The sequence below is a fragment of the Sphingobium cloacae genome (genome assembly GCF_002355855.1).
In the GTDB taxonomy this organism is placed as follows: Bacteria; Pseudomonadota; Alphaproteobacteria; order Sphingomonadales; family Sphingomonadaceae; genus Sphingobium; species Sphingobium cloacae.
Genome location: NZ_AP017655.1, coordinates 24,695 through 48,793 on the forward strand (window position 1 = coordinate 24,695; position 24,099 = coordinate 48,793).

Consider the following 24,099-nt stretch of genomic DNA (forward strand, 5'->3'; position numbering starts at 1 on the left):
ACAATGGATGACTTTGAGATTTTGTGAACTGATAGATCGAGGTGCGAATGCTGGGTGAGAATTTTCTTGCAGGAAAAGTGGCAGTGATCACCGGGGCTGCCCAAGGCCTAGGCGCTGCATGCTCTAAAGTGCTTGCGGAAGCAGGAGCTCAAGTCATTGCAACTGATGTCAATGAAGATCTGGGGAAACGGTTGACGGCAGAGGTTTCTCGTTCCGGCTATTATGCAAAATATTGCCGGCATGACGTTTCTAATGAAGATGAGTGGACAATATTGCTGAAAGATATTGACGCATCATTTGGCAAGGTCGATATCCTAGTCAACAATGCTGCAATTATGGAGTTTGAGCCTTTAGAAACAATGGAGTCGGCGTTCTTCGACCGGGTAATATCTATCAATCTCCGAGGAACCTTCCTCGGCTGCAAGATGATCTTGCCCTTAATGAAGCGAGCTGGTGGTGGCTCAATCATCAACATCTCTTCGAACGCTGGTGTCGTGGCAAATATGGAAGGGCAGGCTGCATATGCCGCCTCCAAGGGCGGAATCAGGCTTCTAACAAAAGCAGTTGCTCATGACTATGTCCGTTTCAATATTCGCGCGAATTCCGTTCACCCTGGGACTATGTCAACGCCGCGTGCGGCTGCCGTCCTGGAAGATCCTTCACTAAGGTCATGGGCAATCGGCCGTACGTTAATGGCGCGTCCGGGCGAACCATCTGAGGTAGCAAACGTCGTTGCGTTTCTCGCGTCTGATTACTCGTCTTATATGACAGGTTCCGAGGTAATGGTCGACGGGGGCTATCTCGCATGCTAAGCGTATTGAAATATTGACGGCGATGCAGCAGATAAACAACCATTTTGGCTAGATCTGGATGAGGAGTGTGACGTGGCGGTATATATAGTTCTGGCGATCGAAGTAGCGGACAGCGAAACATACAAGCTCTATGGCGACGGTGCTCGTGAGATCCTTGCGGGCTATAACGTTGAGATCGTTTCTGGCGACGGTAATCCGGTTGTCTATGAGGGGACGCAACCGGCCAATCATCTTTCAATCGTGAAATTTGAATCCCAGGCGGAATTCGAGAGATTTTTCAAATCCGAAGAATATCAGAAGATTCTTCATTACAGGAGGGAGTCATCCGACACAAAGTTTATAATGCTGATGAAAGGGCATTGAAAACCTGATGTTGATCGTGCCGGTGCATTAGAAGCCGGCCGAGACTGACTTCATTCTCATTGGGGATTTTGCGGTGCAGTGATGATCAGGCTTTGATCCTGCCGTGCAATTGGAAGGCGTGCTCCTTCTAATAGGTAGCGATTTTGGCGGCATCAGTGGGGATTCTTGCGATACTTGGTGTCGATTTCTAATGGCTTGAGGCAGTCTTGGTCGCCATGGATTGAGCCATCTAAAGCCTGTTGCCGATGGCGAGCTTTTGCAAGCGTTCGTGAATAGTCACTTTTTACATTCTTGCTCTTGCGCGCCGCTTTGGGGTTTCCACAGATTGCCTTGGATAGGAGCTATCGATACAATTCAGGCTCGATGGCGAGGTCGCCATGATTGCTGGCGTAAGTCTTGGGTTGGAGCGCGGCTGCGGTCTACTGCTATTCCTTTATTATCAAACTGCACGAGCTGGCCGTTGCGGAATTCTCAAGCCGGGTCATTTGCGCGTAAGCAGATCGTCTGCATTGGGCAGCTTCGGATGGCCGGCATAAGTTTGTAAATTACAAAATTGGATTGTGGTGGCGTTTGGGTGACACCGGAGCAAATGCAGCCATATTTGTCTCATCTTTCAGGTGCGATAGAAGATCGGAGTGTCACGGACCGTTTCGATAGCTCCGGATATAGACTGTGTAATCTGGTAGCCAATCAACATTGACGACCTTGATGCTGTGGTCAATTAGGCTTGATGGATTGACAATCCGATCAGGCCATATTTGAGCATTGAAACCTCGACCCGGCTCATAAATCCTTGGAAGGGCAAGATAGATCATGAACAGTCCACAGGTCAATTCATATGTCTCGCGCTCAGTCCTGGACAAGGTGCGAAATCGTGCGATGATAGCATCGCGCAGTTCCAAAAATTTTTCCGTGCGCATCCGTCTTTCACTGGGAAGGTCTCAGATTAAATGAAGCAGACGGAGCGTCGGTGGTCTTGATATCCGGGGCCATGATCTTAGCTTTTGGTTCTCGCTTTTTTAACTGGATAGACGGCGTAAGAGTTCTGGTTCTGCACGCTGGTGCCGGGATATATGGCTGTTATCTGGTACTATACCTGGCTAATTCTCTGGCCGGCGGTCGGGGGTTTGATATTTATTCGGTGACGCAGAGATCGGGAATATATGGATTTCATGTTAAGTGGTAAGCGCGCGCTCATTTCTGGGAGCACGAGCGGAATCGGTATAGGCATTGCCGAAGCCCTTGCCCGTTGTGGAGCTTCGGTTGTGATACATGGTCGCGACCGTCAACGCGCGGAGGTTGTTGCAAATGATCTCCGACAGCGAGGCGGTGAAGTGGCGATTGCACTCGGCGACTTGACAACTGACGAAGGTGCAGATGCCGTTGCTTCGGAAGCGTTAGCAGCATTCGGTGGAATTGATATCCTGGTTAACAATGCCGGCGGTACGCAAAACCCCGTCCACGACTGGTTTGCTATGCCGGTTATAGATTGGCTCGATACCTATAATCTAAACGTTGGAACAACGGTCCGCTTAGTTCATCGCCTCTCCCCGCCGATGGTCGAACGAGGTTGGGGTAGGCTGGTGCAGATTGGAAGTACGGCGGGTCTATCAGGTGTCAGCCCGGGTTACGCATCTGCCAAAGCAGCATTGGCTAGCGTCAGCTTTGGACTGTCAAAGTCACTGAAGTTTACGGGCGTGACCGTTAATACGGTTTCCGGAGGAATGATTGACACCCCCATGCTGGATGATTTCTTTGCACGCACTGCCGATGCGCATGGGTTTGGTGATGACCGCGACCGCACCGTTCAATATGTTGTGGAGAATGTTATGCGCCAGGCGGTATCTCGCTTGGGAACGCCCGCCGATATTGGGAATATGGTAGCATTCTTGAGCAGTCCACTTGCGGATTTCGTGACAGGTGCGAATATCCGTGTGGATGGCGGGGCGTCACCGTCTGTCTAGAGGCTGTTATGGACTTGTGCGTCTGAATAGATTCAAAGGCTTGCATGGATTTTCATCGCAAGCCTTATCCATCCGACGTATCCGATGAGGAAAGGTCGCTGATCGTACCGTATCTGACGCTGCATCTTGAAGATGCCGGGCAGCGGGAACACAGCCTTGGCGAGGTGTTCAATGGCCCGCGGTATATCGTGAAGACGGGCGCGCCGTGGCGGTGGATGCCGAACGATCTGCCGCCCTGGGCGGCGGTGTGCCAGCAGACACAGCGGTGGCTGGCGGCGGGCTGCTTCGAGGCGCTGGTGGACGATTTGCGCGCGGTGCTCCGCCTGGCGGCGGGGCGACCGGCGGAACCCACGGCGGCGATCATCGACAGCCGGACGCTGCGTTCCACGCCCGGGAGTGGCGAGCGCGCCGGCTATGACGGCGGCAAGCGCAAGAAGGGCTCGAAAATCCACATGGCAGTCGACACACTGGGCCATCTGCTCGCGCTCCATGTGACACCAGCCAGCGCCGAAGATCGTGGTGAAGTCGACCGACGCACCCGCACCATCCAGATTGTCACCGGCGATCATGTCGACATTGCCCGGGTCGATCAGGGCTATACCGGCGCGCGGGCGGCCGATGCCGCAGCCAGGCACGGCATCACTCTGGAGGTCATCAAACTACCCCAAGCCAAACGCGGCTTCGTCCTCTTGCCGCGGCGCCGGGTCGTCGAACGGTCGTTCGCATGGGCAACCCGCTTCCGCCGCCTCGTCAAAGATTACGAGCGATACCCACAAACACTCGCCGGCCTCCACGTGGGCGCCTTCGCATCCATCATGATCAAACAGGCCGCCGCAATCGCCGCAGGTTCATAACAGACTCTAGGGCAGGTTCTGGTATGTGCGCTCCATATCGTCCAAATCCAAACTGCCCTTCGGCGGGTGTCATCACCGCGAAAACCGGTCCTGTAGGCGTGTCGATGATTACGGCCTCACCCTCAGCGCGATAGTCGACCCGCCGACCGGAACTGTCCTGAATGGTCGCCCCTTCCGTCACCTCGACATGGCGGACGGTGGAGAAGGGCTTGTCCCCGACCCAGACGGTCATTTTATAGCTGTAGTCCTTCCAGCGGTCATCGCAGCCGCCCCGGGGCAGTCGCCAAGGAGATCATCATGGCCGAAGCCAGAAATGTTCGTCGTTCCATCATGCTATCAACCCCCGTATTGGAGGCGTGATAGCATAGGCTTCCCCCTATTTGGTTAACCCGTCCGAGAAACGCTCCACTTTTCATACGCCATCGACCCGGTTGAATGCGATCGGCGCGGCCACCGGCTCCGGGGTCGCCCTCAGGGCCGCCGAAGGGTGTTGACGTGCGCCCCTGGAATGTGACCGATTTTGAGTAGAGTCCGACGCGAAGGAGTGCGTCTTGCGCCAACTGCGGGAAGTCGTTTGACGCTCCCGCTAAAAAAGCAGTCCTGCGGTTCTGCTCCACTTCCTGTCTCCATAAGCATCGCAGGTCGAAGGGCATCACCAAAACATGCGTCAATTGCGGCGAGCCGTTCACTGTTTCGCGATCGCGTTCCGACGTGATTTCGTGCTCACGCGGATGCTCGAGTTCATATTTCATCCGCGATCGATCACCGGGCTGGCGGGGCGGTGTCGTGCAGCAGAACGGGCGGAGGTTTCGCAGGATCGACCGCGAGGGCTATGCCGCGAAATATAATGGCGAGCATCGGCTTGTCGTCGAACGCGTCATTGGCCGGCGGCTCAAACGGAACGAGGTCGTGATTTGCCTGGACGGCAACAACGACAATCATGCGCCCGCGAACCTGTTCCTGTTGCCGAACCAGAAGGAATTTGGTCTGTTGAAAATGGGGGCCGTACCCTGGCCTGAAGCCTCGAACCTGCGCTCCTATCGCGCCCGGGGATATATCCGGCCTGACGTGATCGTCGTTCTGCATGAGTGGGAGAATGACAAGCGCCTGAACCCGAAATCAAAGCGGTATATCACGAGGCACCCCCAAGCGGACGAGATCATAATGCGCAGACGCGCCGGAACCAGTGTGCGCCAGCTGGCTAAGGATTTCGGCACAAGTATGAGCACGATGGCGCAAACCATCCGCAACCGGCTTTAGCGATTGTGGGAAACTGATGACAGTGACGGAGAGATCGGGCCTCTGCACTAAACGCAGGCGGATTTGAAGCGTAGCCGCAGACTGTTCTTTACGAAACCGGCGCGGCGCTATATATATTCTCCTCACGGAGATGTTTTATGCCTGCCACCGCTCGCCTCTTTACGCCAAGCGAAGCTGCTGCCGTCACCGGCATCGGAGTGAAAGCCGTCAACAACGCAATCGACAAGCAGATCGTCAAGGCCGCCAAGCCCGCTCCTGGTGCCGGATCGGCACGACGAGCGCTGACGGTGGACGATCTGCTGCGCGTGAAGCTCTGGTACAAGGTAGGTGATATTCTGTCCCAGGAACGGCGCGAACGGCTGTTCGACGCGATCCGCCAGCAACCGAAGGCGAGGACCGTGAAAGCCGACGATCTTCTGATCATTGACGTTGGTGAGGCGCGCAAGCAGATCGCTGCGCGCACGCGTGATCTCGAAGCGGCGGAAGCGATGGTAAGCCAGGACAAAGAGGTGATGGGCGGGGAGCCCGTCTTCAGGGGAACGCGTATTCCGGTTCGGCTGATTGCGTCTATGCTCACCGAGGGCACGGACGCCGCGGAGATACTGGAGGGTTATCCCAGGCTCGGCGAGCGCCAGCTCACACTGGCGACGATATGGGTTTCGGCACATCCCCGCCGGGGACGGCCGAAGTCGCTCAAGGATCGCGGTTTCAAGCTAAAGTCCGTCAGGCGCACCACGCTGAGGCGGGATCCTCGGGCAACCGGGACGGGCACAGCCGGGTGAATCTGCTGATCGATGAATGTCTGCATACCTCGCTCGTCGCGGTAGCGGTGGCGCGTGGGCATCAGGCCAGCCACATAAACTGGCTCGGACTCAGCGGCGAGGCCGATTGGGACCTGATGCCCCGCATCATCGGCAATGACTTCACGTTCGTCACCAACAATGCTGCGGACTTTCGCCGACTCTATGCGCAGCAGCCACTTCACGCTGGTCTCGTCATCATCGTCCCGCAAGTGCCGCCCGCCCAGCAACGGGAACTACTGGAGATCGTTCTCGATGAATTCCGCGAAGGAGGCGATCCCGTAAACGAGGCGATCGAAATCCGGATAGAGGATGGTGAGGCGGTGATCGAACGATACAGCCTGCCAGATTCCGACGAGGCATAGCGCGCGCCGGCCCAAGTTTGTTTCTCGATTGATATGATGCGCGTCGGGACGACGCCAGGGGATTGACACTCAGGCGCACCCATTAATCGATGAACGTAAGGCAAGTTTTGAAGGCTCGGGCTTGAGCCTCGAACGGCGGCTATGTTCGCGGTTCAGGCTGCTCTAGCGAACTTTTGAACCTTAATATCCTGCTCATGCTCGCGGGCCTGGGCCAGCTCATAAGTCGTCTGCATCCGCAATAGAGTGTCGGCCTTGATGCCGAGGGCCTTCTCAAACCGGATGGCCATATCGGCAGACAGGTTCGCATTGCCATTCAGTAAGGTGCTCAAGGCCTGCCTCGATACGCCAAAATGCTGGGCCAAAGCCGTCACGCTAACCTGCGCGGGTTCCACAATTTCCGTCTTCAACCAGTCGCCAACGTGGACGGCCAGCGAAGGGTGCCTCTCAGAGCCCGATCCGAAAGTTGTTGAGCAATACCAGCATGTTGTGATTCACGCCTCTTTGCGACAAGATGGAGTGGATGGTGGCATGGACTGGTATTGCCCGGCGTGAGCATAGTCGGGAAGGTTTGCGATATCCATCGGATATGACGGACGCGGAGTGGGCGCTGGCAGCGCCTTTCGTTCCACCGGCGAGGCGAGGTGGCCGTCCCCGGACTACCGAGATGCGCGAGGTTTTGAACGCGATGCTGTACATCGCGGCGAGTGGGTGTGCGTGGCGGCTTCTGCCGAAGTGCTTTCCTCCGATATCGACGGTGCGGCGCTATTTCTATGCCTGGCGCGATGCCGGTCTGTTCGACGCGATCAACACGGTGCTGGTCATGAACCTGCGGGAAATCGAAGGGCGTGAAGCTTCGCCCAGCGCCGGAGTGATCGACAGCCAATCGGTCAAGACCACCGAAAGTGGTGAAATTTCGGGCTATGACGCGGGCAAAAAGGTGAAAGGCCGGAAGCGACATATCCTGACGGACACCTGCGGCTTCCTCATCTTCATCCTCGTACATGCCGCCGATATTCAGGACCGAGATGGGGCCGTCGATGTGCTGGCAGCCATTCGCAAACGGTTTCCCTGGCTGCGACACATCTTTGCCGATGGCGGTTACGCAGGCGATAAGCTGCGATCCGCCTTGGCTGGCATGGGCAAATGGACGATCGAAATCATCAAGCGATCGGACAAGGCGAAAGGCTTTCAGGTGCTGCCCCGCAGATGGGTGGTCGAACGGACTTTCGCCTGGCTCGGGCGCTGTCGTCGGCTCGCAAAAGACTGGGAGCGATCCATCGCCTCGTCCACCGCTTGGGCCCTCATCGCCTCAATACGCATGCTCACGCGCAGAACCGCAAGGCTTTGCCTGAATTGAGAAACTTCCGAATCCGGCTCTCAAGCGCCATGATAATCCTCCAGATCCATATCGATTAGCGCGCCTTCGTCATTCAACCCGAAGGTCATCCGCCAGTTTCTCGTAACCGTCATCGACCAAATCCCCTTCCGATCGCCTGTCAGCTCATGCAATCCGAAGTTCGGAGGCACTGACAGTTCTTCGAAGCTTTCCGCAGCGTCGATGAAAGCGAGCATCTTGCGCAGTCGCCCAGCATCCCCAACCAGGCCTTTAGTGTTGCCCGTCTCAAAGAAGCGGCGCAGGCCTTTGTGCCTGATGCTTTCGATTTCCATTCCCGGGATATAGCGCAGCAATGTGAGATCGTCAAGTGTCGCGCGACACTTGTCTTAAGGTAGCCGGGCATGAGGACTATACTCGCGCTGGCCAATTCCGGCCATCGGAGAACTATCATGGGACATTCAGACCTCGACCCTGGGCTATCCGATAGGTCGTCCATGTGAACAGCGCGCCGCCGACGATCAACAATCCGATAAATGCAACACCGCCCGTGCCGAACAGACGGGTTTGTAAACTCATCGGCTGATCGGAATAGCGGGTCGAGGGTTGCCAGACCGGCTCTGTGGCCATCGGCGCGGGGCAGCCCGCTGAGCCGGCATGGTCGGTGGTCCCGGAACGTTCGTCTGGAGCAGGCGTATCCAAGGTGTCGAAGCTCATATCCGCCGCCATTCATCCTTGCGGGTCAGAAGCAGCGCGACACTCAGCGCGCTATATGGGGTAGTTTTCATGCGCTCACCCGCGGTCACAAGCCCGGTGACACCGAGCGCCAATGCGGCGGCAAGCAACAGCCAGCCGCCGACCCTTGCCGCCGTTCGCCATTGAGGCGAGGGCACGGTGCGCAGCAGATGCTTAGCATAACGCCCGGTGCCGATGGCGAGCGCGACGAAGCCGAGGAAGCTCAGCGCCAATATGGCAAGATGTAGCCCGCTCATGCCGCGCCCCCCGCGCCCAGCAGCCATGCCGCCAGACTCAGAATCGCCGTCCCGCCCAGCGCGATGCCCCAGACCCGGCGGAGGCTGCGCGCATGGAAAGCCCAGAGGATGAAGACGGTATAGAGGGTGAAACTCAGCATCGTCGCCGAGAGTACGGCCTGCGCCTTGGGCAGCGGCCAGATCAGCGCCAGCACCACGGTGGCGGCTGAAATCAGCGCATAGCCGCCAAGGAAGGCGCCCGCGACCCGCAATGCAACCGCCCAGCGATAGCTGGCCGACACGGATTTGCCTTTGCTCATATCTTCGCCTCCCGCAGCACGGGTTGCGGGGCCGGGGCGGGTGCTACGGACCGCAGACGCCGCTGCACCTTTCGCGCCATGCAGGCGAAGGCCGCGGCGAGGCCCAGCATGGTGAGGTCGAACCCGGCAAACACCCAGTCACCCTGCGCCAGCGAGGCCGGGAGGCCGCGTTCGGTGGTCAACGCATTGAGAACAGGAACAGCTGCAAAGGCAAAGCAACTTGCCCAGAGAAGTTCGATCCACGCGCGGCGCAGCGGACGGCCAAGGGCGTAGAAGAACGTGCCCAGCCACAGCGCGAACAGGCTGTGATATTCCCACGCCGCCCGGTCCATCATGCCGATGGGCAACAGGCGATTGGCCCAGAAGAAGCCGGCCACCGCCAGCGGCAGGCCCGCAATGGTGGCGACGTTCAGGCTCTCGACCAGCCTCAGCCCGAAATGCTCCTGGCTCCCGCGATCCTCATTGAGGTGGAAGCGGCGCCGCTTCACCGTCCACAGGACAAGCCCGGTGCCGATCATGCCGCAGCCGAGCAGGCCGGACGCGAAATAGACCCACCGCCCCCAAATGTCGGCATAGCTCCCTTCATGAAGGGTGTAGAGCACGCTCTGCGTCGCGCCGGGTGCGCCGCCGGGATTGGGCTCGTCGGGCAAACGCGCGCCTGTGTTCGCATCGAAGCGCAGCTTTGCAGCATCGTAAGGCGTGAGGCCGACCGGCACATGGGAAACCACCACTTCGGGCACTTCGCCCTCGTGTCGCTCGACGGTGAGCGAGGCGATCTGCTCCATGCCCCAGGCCTTGGCGGCCGCATCGATCATCGGGGCGAGCGGAGCTACTGGGCGACCTGTCGGCGCGTGCTTGTGTTCGCCGCCTTCATAGAGTTCGTCATAATAAGCGCCGCTCGTTTTCGGGTCGGTCCCGTAGATCACGTCCTTGCCCGCAGGCATGTAAGCGAACAGGTAGAAGACCAGCCCGCTATAGGTAATCATCAGGAAGAAGGGCAGCGCCATCACGCTCACGACATTGTGCGCGTCCAGCCATGAGCGCTGGCCCTTTCCGGGCCGGAAGGTGAAGAAGTCCTTGAAAATCTTCTTGTGGGTGATGACCCCGCTGACGATCGCCAGCAGCATCAGCATCGTGGCGATGCCGACGATCCTGATCGCCCAGTCATAGGGAAGATAATGCAGCGCATAATGCATGCTGTAGAGGCCGCCGCCGCCAGCCGTCTCGCGCGGCTCAGGATCAGGCGGCAGCACCGTGCCGGTGATCGGGTTCAGGCGCTCGCTGCTGCTGTCGCCATATTCATGGCCTCCGATTGGCATCTCTTCCCAGCGGATCGAGAAGGCCTGCCAGGATCGGTCCCCCGGATTCCGATACGGAAAGCTGATCTGCCAGCTCGCCGCAACGGGCGCGACTTCGCCCAGCCGCTTCATGGCCTTGTCTGTGAGAACATTGCGATCGGTCTCGACCGGGGCGGGATTGGCGACACGCTCGGGCTGCATCCAGCGGGTAATCTCCTGCTGGAAATAACCCGCCGTCCCCGTCACGAAGACGAAGAACAGCACCCAGCCAGCCACCAGTCCTGCCCAAGTGTGGAGCCAAGCCATCGATTGACGAAATGTTTGTTTCATGGTTAAGTAACTATTGCAATGCGGTAAAAGGTGCCGGTTTTCGGTATTCCGACCGGCACCTTCTTTCCGTCAGTATTTGGCCCGAAGCGTCAGACGGAAGCTGCGAGGCTCACCCCAGTAGTTGTAATAGCCATCGTAGCCCAACAGATCGATATATTCGTGGTCGAACAGGTTATCGACGTCGAGTGCGGCATCAAAATGATCGTTGAAGCGATATCCAAGTTTGGCGGAGGCGATGACATACCCGGCCTGCTGGTAACGGGGCCCGCTGTCATCCGTGTAGATATGACTCTGCGCGATGAGGCCGGTGCCGAACGTCCATTTGGTGAGGGCGCCATCCAGCACATTTTCACCCGGTTGATACTGTGCCCACAGCTTGAAAAGGTGTTTCGGATTTTTGAAGGGTTCAACTGTCTTCCCGACATTGGCAGAATTGCTGTCCTCCAGATATTTGGTGTGATTATAGGTATAGCTGGCGGAAATATTCAGGCCCGGCGCCAGCGTGCCGGAAATCTCGGCTTCGATGCCACGGCTTTGAATTTTACCCGCAGCTTTCGAACACAGAAGATTCCAATTTTCAGCGCAGATGTGGCTTGGATCATCGTCAGTGATCGCACGATTTTTGTCACGCAACTGGTAGACGGCCAGCGATACGTTCAACTTATCGTCGATGATCGCACCCTTCATTCCAAGTTCAAATTGTTCCCCCGTGCGCGGATCAAGCATGTTGCCCGCATAGTCCTTGACGCTTTGGGGCACGAAGATACTGGCATAGCTGCCGTAGAGTGACCATTGCCGGGTCAACTCTGCGATCAGGCCCGCATAGGGTGTGAACTTGCCATTGGCGGCCTGCGGCTGTTTCACCCATTGCGATGATCCAAGCTGGCGGACCTTGTAGGAATAGTCGGTCCAGCGGCCGCCAAGCACCAGCGTCAACGGTTCGAGCAGCTTAAAATTGCCCGATGCATAAAATCCGCTTTGCTTGGTGATCTCGAAGCGCTTACCGGGGTTGGAGCCGTCCAGCACATTTCCCCAATTATGCTGATCCAGAAGAGGTACGTCCTCGAACACGGTCATATCGTAAGCCCGGTAATTGCGATAATTTTTTGACCAGTTGTAGCCAGCGGTAATCGTATGTGTCCGACCGAACAGTGCAAACGGCCCGGTGATATTCGCATCCCAACCGGAGTAGGTGTTGATGTCACGGGCATATAGCCCGTATGCATCTCCAAGCCCGGTGGTGATGTCGACTGCGGAGTCGCCCCAGACCGACCGCTGCACAAAATCAACTTTCCGACGCGTGTAGGTGATTTTCGATTTCCAGTCGTTGCCGAAATCGTGGCGGTAATCGGCTATATATTCTTGCGTTTCCACTGGTGAGGGTGCGTTGCTGCCGACGAATGCTGTACGCCCCGGCAGCGTGCCGTCGGAATAGCGCGGCAATCCCCAGTTGCGATTATTGACGTTTTCCATACCCAGCGCAGAAACCGCGATCGTGTCGCGCTGCGTGAGATCATATTCGAGAATGCCACAGACAAGCTTGCGCCGCTCATGCGCGACGTCATAGTAGAAATCCCTGTCGTGTAGCACACCCACCACACGCCCTCGCAACGCGCCATCGTCGCTCAGCGGACCGCTTACATCCACTTCCGCGCGTAAGTTCTTCCAGGAACCTCCGGCCAGATTCGCCGCGACCGCGAAGCGGTCCAGCGGCCTCTTGCGGACATAGTTCACCGAGCCGCCGGGCTCCCCGGATCCGGTGAGCAGGCCGGACGGACCGCGCACCAGTTCCAGCCTGTCGTAAATCGCCGGATCCATGCTGAAGCCGGTCGCGAGCATGGGTACACCGTCGAGCTGCTCGCCTGCTCTGAAACCCCGAACGTTGATATTTCGGGTATCGGGAAAGCCATCGAGACGTACGCCGGCCATATGACGCAGAGCGTCCTCAGTGCGGGCGAAACCCTGATCGTCCATTTGCTCGCGGGTCATCACCGATACGGACTGCGGTATTTCTCGCAGCGATTTCGCGCCTTTGAACATTGTAACGGCTTGGGCAGCGTAGGTGCCGGTGCCCTCGGTCGCGGCCGGATCGCTTGTATAGGCAAAGCCGCCACCTCCTGCGCCAGCTGCTCCCTCGACACCGGCATAGCTGACCTGGTTCGACGTGAGCCCGGCGTTGGCCTCGCGCCCTGAGCCCGCCGTGACCGACACCCTGTTGCTCGCGAGATTGGCGGCAGCGGTCGCGGAGGTCTCGTTTTCAGCGATCGTGACACGGGAAGCGGCGAGCGGGTATGACGTATCATCGTTGCTGATCGAGGTCACGGCCCGGCGAGACCCGTCAGGGGCTCGACGGCAGGGGAAGGCTTTCCCATAGGCGTTAACTTAAACGCTTGCCGCTGCGCCGCGTGCACCGTTGTCACAGCTGCCGGTCAGCAGCCGACCAAAACGCGACGTTTGCTTGGTAAGCATCAAACGACCAATTCGGACAAAAGCTGCCGTCCGCCTCCGGGACAAGGCGCTGGAATGACCGGCTCCGCAGGGCAGCTCTACCGACGCCTTCGCGCCTTCTTCCACTAGATTATAATTGCGAGACGTTCGCAATCTAGCTAGATCGCTTTCGCAATGCCGACGAATACCCTTGCCTTGCAACGCCTTCTTCTTGCCGAGCGCCCATCGCTGCTTCGGCAGATAAGCCGATTGGTCGGGCGCGATGGCGCAGAAGACGTCGCGCAAAAGCTGTGGCTGAAGGCCCAGCGCGTTCGCGACGATCCGCCGATCGTCAATCCGAGGGCCTATCTGCGCCGCCTCGCGCATAACGCCGCAATCGACCACATGAAGGGCGAGCAGCAAGAGGCGACCGTCGCCGAGCGGGCTGAAGCGCTGCTATGGGGGGTCGACTATGACTTGGGTTCCGAGCGGATCGTCGAATCCCGCGACACGCTTGAGCACATCCATGCCGCGATCATGGCGTTGCCGGAGCCGACCCGCACCATCATGAGGCTCACCCGGTTCGAAGGACTGACGCAGCGCGAGACCGCAAAGCAGGTCGGCTTAACGTCGACCACGGTGGAAAATCATCTCCGCCGTGCGCTCGCATTGCTTGCTCGCATCCGAGACGGAGAAGGCGACCTCATATGATTAATTTTGCGGGCAACTTGGGAAAAGCCTTTCGAGCGCGGTCTTATTCGTAGAGGGGCGACATTTCGCCGTCGCTGGCCCGAGAGTCCTTCACTTGATGCCCGACCCATCCGAGTCCAAACGGAATGATCACGACGTGAGCGAAGAACGCGCTCTTCGCGACCGCGCGCAATATTGGGTGGCGCGGCTTGTCGCCAAGGACATCAGCGAAAGCGAGATTGTGGAACTCGAGACGTGGCTGGCGTCCAATCCGCGCCACAAGCATGCCTTCGCACGCGAACGCGCACTTTGGCAGGATCTCTCCGCCGTTGCCGAAGCGTTCGCCCAACCGGCCTCGAAGCCGGTGCCGCTTTCCGGCGCCCGTCGGTTCTTCCCGCGCCGACGGATCATGCAGGCTGCACCGGTTGCGTTGGCCGCGAGCTTCGCCGCAGTATTCTTCATGCCGTCGATCCTGATCGGCCTCCGCGCCGACTATCAGGCGCCCGTCGGCGCGGTCCGATCGGTCGCGCTGCCCGACGGTACGACCGTGTCGCTCGACAGCGGATCTGCGATCTCCATGGCATTCGATGGCGACAGGCGCGTCGTTCACCTTCTGGCGGGGCGCGCCTGGTTCGACGTCCGTCATGAAAGCCGGCCTTTCCTCGTCGAAGCGGCCGGTGGGCAAACGCGGGACATCGGCACAGCTTTCGAGGTGCGCCGGGAAAGCCATATTGTCGAAGTCGGCGTGACCCATGGTGCGGTACGCATCCACGCGCCGAACGATACCGACAGTCCGATCCTGCGCGCCGGCGACCGGGCAAGCTACGACGCGAAAGGCTTCGTGCGGCTATCATCGCAGCCCGCGGCCTATGTGGCCGCCTGGCGCAAGGGCGAGTTGTTGTTCGACAAAGTGCCGATCGAGACCGCGCTCGCCGAGATCGCGCGCTATCGGCATGCGCCGGTGTGGACCTTCGGCGATTTCGGCAAGGCGCCGCCGGTCAGCGGCCTGTTCCTGAGCGCCCGGCCGGATGAGGCGCTTGAGACCATCGTCCGCATGCGTGGCCTGCGGATGACCACGCTCCCCGGCGGCATTCGGATCATCCAGCCCAACCGGGGAATCTGAGAAAAATTATTGGGCACCTTTGGGAAAGTGCATCTCCCGCCAGTCAATCAATTGGAGGCTTACTGAGTTGCATTCTCATTAGGCCGTTCTTCGGAGACCGCGCGGGGCGGTTCCCAGGCGATTTGAAGGGCGTTGATTGTTATGAACTCGAATTCTCGTGCGGTTTCGCGCGGCGCGGCCACGCGCCGATCCCTGATGCTCGCCGGCGCGGCACTTTGGTTTCTCTCGGTTCCGGCGGCTTACGCGCAGTCCGCCCCCGATGCACCGCAGGCCAGCGCGCGGGGCTTCAGCATTCCAGCACAGCCGCTACGCGACGCGCTTCTCCAGCTTATGCGAGATGGAAGCCTGCAGATTGCATTCGAGCCCGCCGATGTCGACGGACGGACATCTTCGACTGTCTCGGGCAGCATGAGCGCTGGCGAAGCTCTCTCGCGCCTGCTCACCGGCACCGGTCTCACCTTCCGCTACGTCACCACCGGCTCGGTGGTCCTGGAGCGAGCGCCCCAATCGAGCGGCGGCGCGATCGAACTCGGGCCGGTCCGGGTCGAAGGCGCAGGCGAGCAGCAGCGTTATGTCGCGGCGCCCTATAGCGCGACCGGGCCAGCCCGCGGTTATGCGGCTTCGCGCAGCGAGGCCGGCACCAAGACCGACACGACGATGCTCGAGAACCCGCAATCGGTCTCGATCGTCACCAGCGAGCAGATGGCGGCGCGCGCCGTTACCAATATCGGCGATGCTCTGGCCTACACGGCCGGCGCGCTCGACACGTTCGGTGGCAGCGATCCGCGCTGGAGCTTCGTCTTCACCCGCGGCTTCTCGACCATGGGCAACGTCTATCTCGACGGCACCCGCATCGCGGACGGCTTCTTCGGCTCGGCACGCGTTGAGCCCTACGGCCTGGAACGGATCGAGCTGCTTAAAGGGCCAGCCTCCATGCTCTACGGGCAAAGCCCCCCAGGCGGTCTGCTCAACCAGGTCACGAAGCGCCCGCAGGCGCAGGCATCGCACGAAATCAATCTGACGCTGGGCAATTTCGACCGCTACCAGGGATCGTTCGACACCACCGGTCCGATCGATGAGGACGGCACGTTCCTCTATCGTCTTACCGGCCTTGTCCGGAACAGCGGCACCCAGATCGACCATATCGGCGATGACCGTTACTACATCGCGCCAGCCTTCACCTGGGCGCCGTCTACCGAAACCTCATTTACCCTGCTCACGCATTTCCAACGCGAGGATCTGGGGCCCCAGGCTGTCCCGTATCCGGCCGAGGGCACGCTTTATCGCAGCGATGTCTTCGGCCAGATCCCGCGCGACCTGTTCATCGGCGAGCCCGCTTACAACCGCTATCTGAAGAACCAATATTCGATCGGCTACAATTTCGAGCAGAAGCTGGGGAGCGCCGTCACTTTCCGGCAGAATGTCCGGTTCCTCGCCAACGATCTCGATTACCGCACGTTGAACGGCTACGGTCTTCTCGCAGACGGACACAGCATCGATCGCGGCTCCGTGTCGTCGCAGGAGCGGATGCGCTCGCTCGTCGCCGACAACAACCTCCAGATCCTGTTCGGGACGGGCCCCATCACGCACCAGCTTTTGGTCGGCGCGGACTATCGTTGGTCACGGCTCAGCTATGAATATGGCAGCGCGGACGTGACGCCGTTCGATCTTCTCAACCCGGTTTATGGGCTGAAGATCGACCCGCCCGCTCCGCGCCTGAAGACGACGGTCAGCCTGCAGCAATTGGGCGTCTATGCGCAGGACCAGATCAAGTTCGACCGGCTCGTCCTGACGCTCGGCGGCCGCTTCGACTGGGCCGACGACAAGACGCGCGACCGGCTCGACGGCACCACCTCGACCGAAAAATATCACGCCTTCACGGGGCGCGCCGGCCTCAACTATGTCTTCGACAACGGCATTGCGCCCTATGTCAGCTATTCGAGCTCGTTCGAGCCGATCACCGGCACGTACGCGCCAGAGCGTGGCGGGGCGCGGTTCAAGCCCACGCGCGGCGAACAATATGAGGCCGGCGTCAAATATCAGCCAATGGGTTCGGGCAGTTATCTGACGGCGTCGGTCTATCAGCTCACGCAGAAGAATGTCGTCACCGATGACCCCCTCTACCAGGACTTTAGCGTCCAGACCGGCGAAATCCGCGTTCGCGGCATTGAGCTGGAAGGGCTTGTCACGCTGACCCAGGGCCTCAACCTCGCCGCATCGGCGACGCGGATGGATACGAAGGTCACCCAGAGCAATACCGGCACGCAGGGCAACCGGCTCAATCGCGCGCCCAAGACGATGGCGAACGCTTGGCTCGACTACACCTTCCAGAAGGGTTCGTTGTCCGGCTTCGGCCTGGGCGCTGGCGTCCGCTATGTCGCGTCGCGCTTCGGCAACATCACCAACACCGTCCTGTTGCCGTCCTACACCGTCTTCGACGGCGCGCTCCACTATGACCTCGACAAATGGCGGGTGCAACTCAATGCGAACAACCTGTTCGACAAGCGCTACGTCGCTATATGCACCAGCCCCGACAATTGCGTCTATGGCGCCAGCCGCACCATCGTCGCGACGCTGGGCTATCGCTTTTAAGCAGTCGTGGACCTTCGCGCTCATTTAACGCGGCTCCATCGCTATGCAGGCCTGACGATGGCGGGATTCCTCGTCCTCGTCGGACTGACCGGCTCCGTGCTCGTATTCCGGCCTGAGCTGGACAGACTCTTTAACTCGGATCTTACGAGTGTCTTGTGGAGTGGGAGCAGCCTTCCGATCGACACCCTCGTCGAGCGGATAGAGGCGGCCGCACCTGGGGTCAGGGTGACGGGGCTTGGTCTTGAACGGGCGGCTGGTCGATCCGTTGAGATGAGGATCGATTCGCCGACCGGGGCGGCGAATCTGCTCTACGCCGACCCTGCAACTGGCAGGATCGTGGGCCTGCGCAGCACGGAGGGCTGCTGCGATCGCCGTAACATCATGGAGTTCATTTACCGGCTTCATTATACGTTGCACGGCGGCCAGGCGGTCCGCACCCTGCTGGGGTGGATAGCCTTCTTGTGGATGATTGACGCGGTCGTGGCGTTCTTCCTGACCCTGCCGCGCGGCAAGCCATTTTTCTCGAAGTGGAAGACGTCCTGGCGGATCAAGAGCGGGACTCGCGGTTACCGGCTGCACCTTGACCTTCATCGCGCAACAGGCCTGTGGCTCTGGCCGATCCTGTTCCTGCTGGCGGCGACCGGGGTCTATTTCAACTTGCGCACAGAGATATTCAATCCGGTCGTGACCACCTTCACGACTCTCGCGCCTTCGCCTTTCGCGGCGCGCGACGTCGCCCCGCTTCCCGCGTCCGGGATTTCCTTTGGCTCGGCACTCGAGGTCGGGATGCGCGAGCGGGCGAGGGCTGGCATCACCGGGTATCCGCTTCGGATCGATTACAGCCCCGATGCAGCCTTCTATGCGATCAGTTTCGGGGAGGCCGAACCGGCAGGCTATGGCAATGGTCGAATTTACGTCGATGGCCGCACAGGCAGCGTGGTGGACATACGCGTGCCCGGCCGCGGGTCGGTCGGCGACCAGATCGCCGCGCTTCAATATCCGATCCACTCCGGCCAGATTATCGGACTGCCCGGCCGCCTCGTCGTTTTCGCTTCCGGCATCGTGACCGCGCTCCTCTCGGTCACGGGCGTGCTGATCTGGTGGAAGAAGCGGGAAGGTCGCGCCAAACCGAGACGCGCGCGTACATGACAAAGGCGGGCGCACCTCAAGGAACGAATGCAATGCTGTCGGATCAAGAGCTGCTCGTCGCAAGCATGGACATGGGCAACCGATGGCCAGCCATCCCGTCTGAACCATACGAACGATCCGGTTACCGGCCGTCGGCCAACAGCCGGTGGGCCGGACTCGCCGGGACGGCCATAATTTACAGCCTTGTGCTCGTCTCGCTGCTTTTCACCGCCAGCTATCTGGCGCCCAAACACGTTTCTTCCACGCTCACGGTCGTCAACATCCGGGATGCAGTTCCTCTGCCGAAGCCAACGCCCGAGGAGGAGAAGGCGCCTGTCCCACCGGACAAGCCCCAAAAGGTCTCGGAGCGTCCGGTCGAGCCGCGACGCGAAGAGCCTGCGCCGATCACCACACCGGCTCCCATCCCGATACAGGTTGTGCCTCCCAAGACGGCGATAACGCCGGCACCCGAGCGGGAGAAGACTGCCGCGGAGATTCCTCCGCCGCCAAGGTCGCCGCTGCCTTCAAAGGCCGCCCCCGAAAGCTGGGAAGGTCGCGTGCTTGCCCGCCTCTATCAGTATCGCCAATACCCAAGGATGGCGATGGTGCGGCGCCAGCAAGGCGTACCCTATATCCGCATCGTGATCGACCGCGACGGCAAGGTTCTGTCCGCGCGCCTTGAGCGCACCTCGGGTGTGTCGGAACTTGACCGCGAGGCCGTCCTCCTACCGAAGCGGGCCCAGCCTCTGCCCAAACCACCTGCCGACCGTCTAGGCGACACTATTGAACTCGTCGTGCCCGTGGAATTCTTCATCGGCTAGAAAGTTAACGCGCAGCAACATTGTGCCGTTGAATCTTCTAGGTAGCCGCGAACTATGCCAGTCCTTCAGCGTAAGCTTCTTGCCCCTAGTTGTTTGATCCCACGGTTTGATGGTGCGATCCTTTCGTTGGAATGGAAGGAAGCCTTATGGGACAGGTACGTCACGGGAGCGCCACGACCACGCACGCCGTCCGAGCAGCAATACAGCGATCGCAAGCTTCGCTCGCGACGCTGAGCCGGGATTTGGGGATCAACCCGAAGACGGTGGCGAAGTGGCGCAAGCGGGCGACGGTCGAGGATTTGAAGACCGGGCCGAAGGCCCCTCATTCCACCACCCTGTCCGAGGCCGAGGAGGCAATGGTTGTGGCGTTCCGTCGACACACGTTGCTGCCGCTCGATGACTGTCTTTATGCCCTGCAACCATCGATCCCGCACCTGACACGATCGGCGCTGCACCGATGCCTGCAGCGACACGGCATCTCTCGCCTGCCCGACATCGAAGGTGACAAGCCAAAGCGACAACGCTTCAAACGCTATCCGATCGGCTTCTTCCACATCGATATTGCCGAAGTGCAAACTGCAGAAGGCAAGCTGTACCTGTTCGTCGGCATCGACCGCACCAGCAAGTTCGCCGTCACGCAACTCGTCGACAAGGCGGATCGCCGAACGGCGTGGGAGTTCCTCGAACACCTGCTGAAAGCGGTGCCCTACCGCATCCACACGATCCTGACGGACAATGGCATCCAGTTCGCCGAGCAGCCGCGCAACCGTAACACCGCATGGTCACGCCAGATGCGCTTCGACATGATCTGCGAGGCAAACGACATCGAGCATCGTCTCACCAAACCGAACCACCCGTGGACCAACGGCCAGGTCGAGCGGATGAACCGGACCATCAAGGAGGCGACCGTCAAACGCTTCCACTACGACAGCCATCAGCAACTCCGGACGCACCTCGCTGACTTCATGGCCGCCTACAACTTCGCCCGAAGGCTCAAAACGCTCAGCGGGCTCACACCCTACGAATACATCGCCAAGATCTGGACGTCAGAGCCAGAACGGTTCATCGTCAACCCAATCCACCAGATGCCGGGACTGAACAACTAGTATCGACCAATCCCAGACGTTCGCGCACCAAACGGCGAATAGCCGCTTGCGACAGAAGTTGCCGTTTGGACCACGCTGAGCGGACGATCTACCTCTGCAAACTGCATCTATTGCCGATCTCGCGGTCGCCGTGCCGGGCCAAAAGCTTCGCAACCCTCTCAGCTACAATGATCAGGCGTCCGGGCCTCGCCGTTTCCCCGATATCAACAATGGCATCATTAGGGCGAGCCCGCTCACGGAAGCGAGATCGGCAAGACGCGTGCTAACCTTGCCTACCGCTCGGGTCGGAAGCTGGAGGGTGCACCGCTACGGTTCCTGCCGCTGCTGGGACAGCGGATTCAGGAATGTCGCGAGCCGGACCCGGCGCCTTCGTCCTGAAGAGCGGACGATGGCGCCCGTTACCGCTCTAGGCCGATGGTGCGGCGCACGTCGACAGCATTCCACTGGATATGCTGCCCCAGGCTGTCCAACGCGCCCTGCTTGTCGCCGCGCTTGATGCACTCCAGAATGCGCAGATGCTCGGCATCGCTTTCCTGCTGCGTCTGGGTTGACAGGAAACGCTGCATCTTGAGGTAGCGGTCGGCGCGCACGAGCAGCTTGTCGAGCATCTGGAGCGCGATCGGGCGGTCGGCGGTTTCGTACAGCGTGCGGTGGAAATCGACGTTGAGGCCGGCCCATTCGGTCTTGTCCGCCGTTTCGCGCGACCGCGCCACGATTGCGTCCAGCTGCCCGATAATCTCGGGCGTCACCCGCTCGATCGCTTCCTTGAGCAGATAGGGCTCCAGCAGGCCGCGCAGGCTGTATATCTCCTCGATCTCCTCCAGCGACAGCCGGGGCACGACTGCGCCCCGGAACTTCTCGCGGATGACGAGCCCCTCCGCCTCCAGCAGAGCCAGCGCCTCACGCACCGGAATGCGGCTGACGCCCAGTTCCTGGGCGATCAGCTCCTGGCGGATGAACTCATCCTCTGTATAATGGCCGGCCAGAATTCGGTCCTTCAATACCCGGGCAACGTCCAGAGCGGTGGTACTGCGCGCAAGTTTCCCGGTGGCCGGCATTTCCGAAGGCAATCCTCTATCGTGGTCGGCTTACCATAGCGCGTCCTTGCAGAAGCGGCCATCCTTCATGATCGCCAGGATCGCATTCTGCTTCTCGCTGAGCAGCGAGATGTCGGCCACGGGATCGCCGTCCACCACCAGCAGGTCGGCCAGCGCGCCCGGCGCGGTGCAGCCGAGCTGGCCGGACTGGTTCAGGATTTCCGCATTCACGCTGGTCGCGGACTTGATGATGTCCATGGCCGGCAGGACGTCGGCGCGCAACGCGAACTCCTTGGTCTGCGCGGTGATCATCTCGCCCATCAGGTCGGTGCCGAAGCCCATGGTGACGCCCGCGTCGCGGCAGATTTCCAACATCTGAACGCCGGCGGCGTTCACCTCGGCCAGCTTGCGCTTTACCTCGGGGCGCAGGCGATATTCGTCGGCATTGTCGGCGGATTCGCGGTAGCAGATCAGGGTCGGGACCATGAAGGCGCCCTTTTCCGCCATGAATCGCGCGGTCTCCGCATCGACGAAATTGCCATGCTCGATCGTGCGAACGCCGCATTCGACCGCCCGCCGGGTGGTCAGCGCCGTATAGCTGTGGGCCGCGACATAAGTGCCCTTGGCCGCCGCCTCATCCACCGCGATGCGGATTTCCTCCATGGAATATTGCGTGTTTTCCAGCGCGTCATGGGGGCTGCCGACGCCGCCCGATACCATGATCTTGATATGGTCTGCGCCCTTGCGCAGCTCGTTGCGCACGGCCACGCGCACCTTGTCCGGCCCGTCGACGATCTGGCTCATCAGGTCGTGGACCGACGTGCAGGCGCAAGGCAGCGTGTCGTCGGTGCGATAGCGATGGTCGCCATGCCCGCCGGTCTGGCTGAGCGCGCGCCCCGACACGAACAGGCGCGGGCCGAGCACAAGGCCGCTTTCGATCGCGGTCTTCATGCCCCAGTCGCCGCCAGCGACGTCGCGCACAGTGGTGAAGCCGCGCATCAGCATGTCGCGCACGCGATGGCTGGCATGCGCCATCATTAGCGTGTGCGGCATGCCATGTTCGCGCGCCGCATTGAGGTGGATCGAATAGACATGGACATGTGCGTCGATGAGGCCGGGCATCAGGGTACGGCCAGCCAGGTCGATCACCCGCGCGCCCTCCGCGCTGATCGGAGTGTCCGACACTTCCTTGATCCGGTTGCCCTCCACCAGGACGTGGCAATCGGGCCGGACCGCGTCCGACGTGCCGTCGATCAGGCGGCAATTGGCGAAGATAATCATGACTTGCTCCAGAGAAATAACGTCATCCGGCGGCGGCAAGGCGGCCGTAGCGATTGGCCAGCGGTGCCACGCCCAGGATGATGAGGGTGAAGACGAGAAAATGAAGGAAAGACGCCCAGGTCAGGCCGTTCCAGCCCATCGCCTGAAGGGTAGCGCCACCGATCCACGCACCCATCGAACTGCCTGCCGTCATCGCTGCCGACGACGCGGCGGCCAGCCGACCGGCCGGATCGGCCAGCGACAATATGCCCATCACATAGGGCGTGATGAACAGCGAGAGCAGCATGAAGGCCGGCACGGCAAGCATGAAGGCGCGGTCGCTGACCAAATAACCGATGGCGAACACCGCCAATATCTTGAGCAGGATCGCACCGACCATGGGCACGCCATAGCCCAGCCGCGTGTCGAGCAGGCGGACGAGGCTGGGGCCCGCGACCGTCAGGAAGGCCGACAGCGACAGGACGACGCCGATCTGCGTCACGTCCATGCCGTCGCGCACGCCGATTCGCTCTATGAAGGTCCAGATAACATTATGGCCCGACCACAAGATGATGAGCGCGGCGAAGGCAAGAAAACCGAAGCCCGGCAGCGACCGTAGGCGCAGGCCGGTCAACTCGCTGGAGGTCAGCCGGTCGGCCGGAAAGCGGACCATGAAGAGCGCGCCGATGACCGCGACTGCTGCCATGGCCGTGAACACGCCCGCGGCCCCATCCCAACTGATGGCATAGGGAATGGCGAGATAGAAGGCTGCCGAGAACAGGGCATAGACGATGTTGAGCAGCGCGAAGGCGCGCGTGGGGCGCGACGACCCAGCCGCCAGACTGAAGGCGATGGCGACGACAAAGCCCTTGCCCAGGCCGCAGAGCATACGCGCGGTGATCAGCGCGCCCTCGCCCGTGGCGAAGGCGGACGCCAAATTGCCCGCCACCAGCAGCATGATGCCGACCGTGGCGGTCAGCCGCGTGGGAAAGCGCTGGATTCGGAAGGCCACCAGCAGCGAAACCGCCGCCACCGCCATGAATTCGAATGAGCCGATCCGTCCCGCCGCCGCCTCCGACAGATGGAGGTCGTCGATCACCGCGCCTACCCACAGCGGCATCACCATCTGCGAGGAAAAGGCGCTGCACACCACGACCAGCAGCGCAAGCCACTGCATCGCCGTGAAATCCTTCCCCTTGCGCGGCTGGCCGGTGGCGGAGGCGACGGGCGGGACGGCCGGCATCG

At 60.3% G+C, this 24,099-nt stretch carries 26 protein-coding genes; 14 read left to right on the forward strand and 12 right to left on the reverse strand.

Annotated features, from left to right (window positions below):
- Nucleotides 1–47: 47 nt before the first annotated feature.
- Together SCLO_RS00130 and SCLO_RS00135 are read left to right on the forward strand one after the other, a co-directional pair.
- The gene (locus tag SCLO_RS00130) at nt 48–812 is read left to right on the forward strand and encodes an SDR family NAD(P)-dependent oxidoreductase (protein ID WP_083949256.1); all 765 of its coding nucleotides are present in this window, start codon (nt 48–50) and stop codon (nt 810–812) included.
- Nucleotides 813–884: 72 nt separating this feature from the next.
- On the forward strand, nt 885–1,175 hold the full coding sequence (locus SCLO_RS00135) for a DUF1330 domain-containing protein (RefSeq protein ID WP_066522187.1): 291 nt from the start codon (nt 885–887) through the stop codon (nt 1,173–1,175).
- A gap of 638 nt (nt 1,176–1,813) precedes the next feature.
- Here the strand turns inward: SCLO_RS00135 and SCLO_RS23685 are convergent.
- Nucleotides 1,814–2,095, reverse strand: coding sequence for a hypothetical protein (locus SCLO_RS23685; protein WP_123905414.1), 282 nt, complete (start codon nt 2,093–2,095; stop codon nt 1,814–1,816).
- A gap of 243 nt (nt 2,096–2,338) precedes the next feature.
- Between SCLO_RS23685 and SCLO_RS00140 the strand changes: the two genes are divergently transcribed.
- Both SCLO_RS00140 and SCLO_RS00145 read left to right on the forward strand, forming a co-directional pair.
- The gene (locus SCLO_RS00140) at nt 2,339–3,139 is read left to right on the forward strand and encodes an SDR family NAD(P)-dependent oxidoreductase (RefSeq protein WP_083949254.1); all 801 of its coding nucleotides are present in this window, start codon (nt 2,339–2,341) and stop codon (nt 3,137–3,139) included.
- Nucleotides 3,140–3,183: 44 nt separating this feature from the next.
- Nucleotides 3,184–3,993, forward strand: a complete 810-nt coding sequence (locus SCLO_RS00145) for an IS5 family transposase (protein ID WP_066522184.1) — start codon at nt 3,184–3,186, stop codon at nt 3,991–3,993.
- A 257-nt stretch (nt 3,994–4,250) separates the two neighbouring features.
- Here the strand turns inward: SCLO_RS00145 and SCLO_RS23180 are convergent, their stop codons facing one another.
- Entirely contained in the window at nt 4,251–4,745 is a 495-nt protein-coding gene (locus SCLO_RS23180; RefSeq protein WP_169800599.1) for a hypothetical protein, read from the reverse strand.
- 34 nt (nt 4,746–4,779) lie between these two features.
- On the opposite strand from SCLO_RS23180, the gene SCLO_RS00150 reads away from it, so the two are divergent.
- From SCLO_RS00150 to SCLO_RS00160, 3 genes are all read left to right on the forward strand, one after another.
- Nucleotides 4,780–5,253, forward strand: a complete 474-nt coding sequence (locus SCLO_RS00150; RefSeq protein ID WP_066522183.1) for a helix-turn-helix domain-containing protein — start codon at nt 4,780–4,782, stop codon at nt 5,251–5,253.
- A gap of 137 nt (nt 5,254–5,390) precedes the next feature.
- Nucleotides 5,391–6,035 (forward strand): DUF433 domain-containing protein, encoded by a 645-nt coding sequence (locus SCLO_RS00155; RefSeq protein WP_066522177.1) that lies wholly within the window; start codon nt 5,391–5,393, stop codon nt 6,033–6,035.
- Nucleotides 6,032–6,418 (forward strand): DUF5615 family PIN-like protein, encoded by a 387-nt coding sequence (locus SCLO_RS00160; protein WP_066522166.1) that lies wholly within the window; start codon nt 6,032–6,034, stop codon nt 6,416–6,418. The genes SCLO_RS00155 and SCLO_RS00160 overlap by 4 nt, the downstream gene beginning before the upstream one ends.
- Before the next feature lie 152 nt (nt 6,419–6,570).
- Here the strand turns inward: SCLO_RS00160 and SCLO_RS00165 are convergent, their stop codons facing one another.
- On the reverse strand, nt 6,571–6,825 hold the full coding sequence (locus tag SCLO_RS00165) for a HigA family addiction module antitoxin (protein WP_231923286.1): 255 nt from the start codon (nt 6,823–6,825) through the stop codon (nt 6,571–6,573).
- A 113-nt stretch (nt 6,826–6,938) separates the two neighbouring features.
- Between SCLO_RS00165 and SCLO_RS00170 the strand changes: the two genes are divergently transcribed.
- The gene (locus SCLO_RS00170; RefSeq protein WP_066522512.1) at nt 6,939–7,775 is read left to right on the forward strand and encodes an IS5 family transposase; all 837 of its coding nucleotides are present in this window, start codon (nt 6,939–6,941) and stop codon (nt 7,773–7,775) included.
- A gap of 20 nt (nt 7,776–7,795) precedes the next feature.
- Here SCLO_RS00170 and SCLO_RS00175 read toward each other — a convergent pair whose 3' ends face one another.
- The 6 genes from SCLO_RS00175 to SCLO_RS00200 all read right to left on the reverse strand — a co-directional run bounded on the left by SCLO_RS00175 (nt 7,796) and on the right by SCLO_RS00200 (nt 12,992).
- A complete protein-coding gene (locus SCLO_RS00175; protein WP_096362187.1) occupies nt 7,796–8,086 on the reverse strand; it encodes a type II toxin-antitoxin system RelE/ParE family toxin in 291 nt (96 codons plus the stop codon).
- Nucleotides 8,087–8,201: 115 nt separating this feature from the next.
- A complete protein-coding gene (locus tag SCLO_RS00180) occupies nt 8,202–8,468 on the reverse strand; it encodes a hypothetical protein (protein ID WP_123905416.1) in 267 nt (88 codons plus the stop codon).
- On the reverse strand, nt 8,465–8,743 hold the full coding sequence (locus SCLO_RS00185; RefSeq protein ID WP_083949228.1) for a DUF3325 family protein: 279 nt from the start codon (nt 8,741–8,743) through the stop codon (nt 8,465–8,467). The genes SCLO_RS00180 and SCLO_RS00185 overlap by 4 nt, the downstream gene beginning before the upstream one ends.
- On the reverse strand, nt 8,740–9,042 hold the full coding sequence (locus tag SCLO_RS00190) for an iron transporter (protein ID WP_066521913.1): 303 nt from the start codon (nt 9,040–9,042) through the stop codon (nt 8,740–8,742). Before SCLO_RS00190 ends, SCLO_RS00185 begins: the two co-directional genes overlap by 4 nt.
- On the reverse strand, nt 9,039–10,670 hold the full coding sequence (locus tag SCLO_RS00195; protein WP_066521915.1) for a PepSY-associated TM helix domain-containing protein: 1,632 nt from the start codon (nt 10,668–10,670) through the stop codon (nt 9,039–9,041). Before SCLO_RS00195 ends, SCLO_RS00190 begins: the two co-directional genes overlap by 4 nt.
- Before the next feature lie 69 nt (nt 10,671–10,739).
- Complete coding sequence (locus tag SCLO_RS00200) at nt 10,740–12,992, reverse strand: TonB-dependent siderophore receptor (RefSeq protein WP_066521917.1); 2,253 nt, start codon at nt 12,990–12,992, stop codon at nt 10,740–10,742.
- A gap of 300 nt (nt 12,993–13,292) precedes the next feature.
- Here SCLO_RS00200 and SCLO_RS00205 point away from each other — a divergent pair, with 300 nt between their 5' ends.
- From SCLO_RS00205 to SCLO_RS00230, 6 genes are all read left to right on the forward strand, one after another.
- The gene (locus SCLO_RS00205; RefSeq protein WP_066521919.1) at nt 13,293–13,808 is read left to right on the forward strand and encodes an RNA polymerase sigma factor; all 516 of its coding nucleotides are present in this window, start codon (nt 13,293–13,295) and stop codon (nt 13,806–13,808) included.
- Nucleotides 13,809–13,944: 136 nt separating this feature from the next.
- Nucleotides 13,945–14,910: a FecR family protein gene (locus SCLO_RS00210; RefSeq protein WP_066521924.1), complete on the forward strand. Its 966-nt coding sequence runs from the start codon at nt 13,945–13,947 to the stop codon at nt 14,908–14,910.
- Between the two features lie 330 nt (nt 14,911–15,240).
- Nucleotides 15,241–17,502, forward strand: coding sequence for a TonB-dependent siderophore receptor (locus SCLO_RS00215; RefSeq protein WP_231923425.1), 2,262 nt, complete (start codon nt 15,241–15,243; stop codon nt 17,500–17,502).
- 57 nt (nt 17,503–17,559) lie between these two features.
- The gene (locus SCLO_RS00220; protein ID WP_083949230.1) at nt 17,560–18,651 is read left to right on the forward strand and encodes a PepSY-associated TM helix domain-containing protein; all 1,092 of its coding nucleotides are present in this window, start codon (nt 17,560–17,562) and stop codon (nt 18,649–18,651) included.
- A gap of 32 nt (nt 18,652–18,683) precedes the next feature.
- On the forward strand, nt 18,684–19,451 hold the full coding sequence (locus tag SCLO_RS00225; protein ID WP_066521935.1) for an energy transducer TonB family protein: 768 nt from the start codon (nt 18,684–18,686) through the stop codon (nt 19,449–19,451).
- 146 nt (nt 19,452–19,597) lie between these two features.
- Nucleotides 19,598–20,557, forward strand: coding sequence for an IS481 family transposase (locus SCLO_RS00230; RefSeq protein WP_096362068.1), 960 nt, complete (start codon nt 19,598–19,600; stop codon nt 20,555–20,557).
- 398 nt (nt 20,558–20,955) lie between these two features.
- Here SCLO_RS00230 and SCLO_RS00235 read toward each other — a convergent pair whose 3' ends face one another.
- The 3 genes from SCLO_RS00235 to SCLO_RS00245 are packed head-to-tail and all read right to left on the reverse strand — an operon-like array spanning nt 20,956 to nt 24,097.
- Nucleotides 20,956–21,615 carry a GntR family transcriptional regulator gene (locus SCLO_RS00235; RefSeq protein WP_066521576.1) on the reverse strand — a complete coding sequence of 220 codons (660 nt, stop codon included), beginning with the start codon at nt 21,613–21,615 and terminating at the stop codon, nt 20,956–20,958.
- 30 nt (nt 21,616–21,645) lie between these two features.
- A complete protein-coding gene (locus tag SCLO_RS00240) occupies nt 21,646–22,875 on the reverse strand; it encodes a metal-dependent hydrolase family protein (protein WP_066521579.1) in 1,230 nt (409 codons plus the stop codon).
- Between the two features lie 22 nt (nt 22,876–22,897).
- Nucleotides 22,898–24,097 carry an MFS transporter gene (locus SCLO_RS00245; protein WP_066521581.1) on the reverse strand — a complete coding sequence of 400 codons (1,200 nt, stop codon included), beginning with the start codon at nt 24,095–24,097 and terminating at the stop codon, nt 22,898–22,900.
- Between the last annotated feature and the right edge of the window lie 2 nt (nt 24,098–24,099).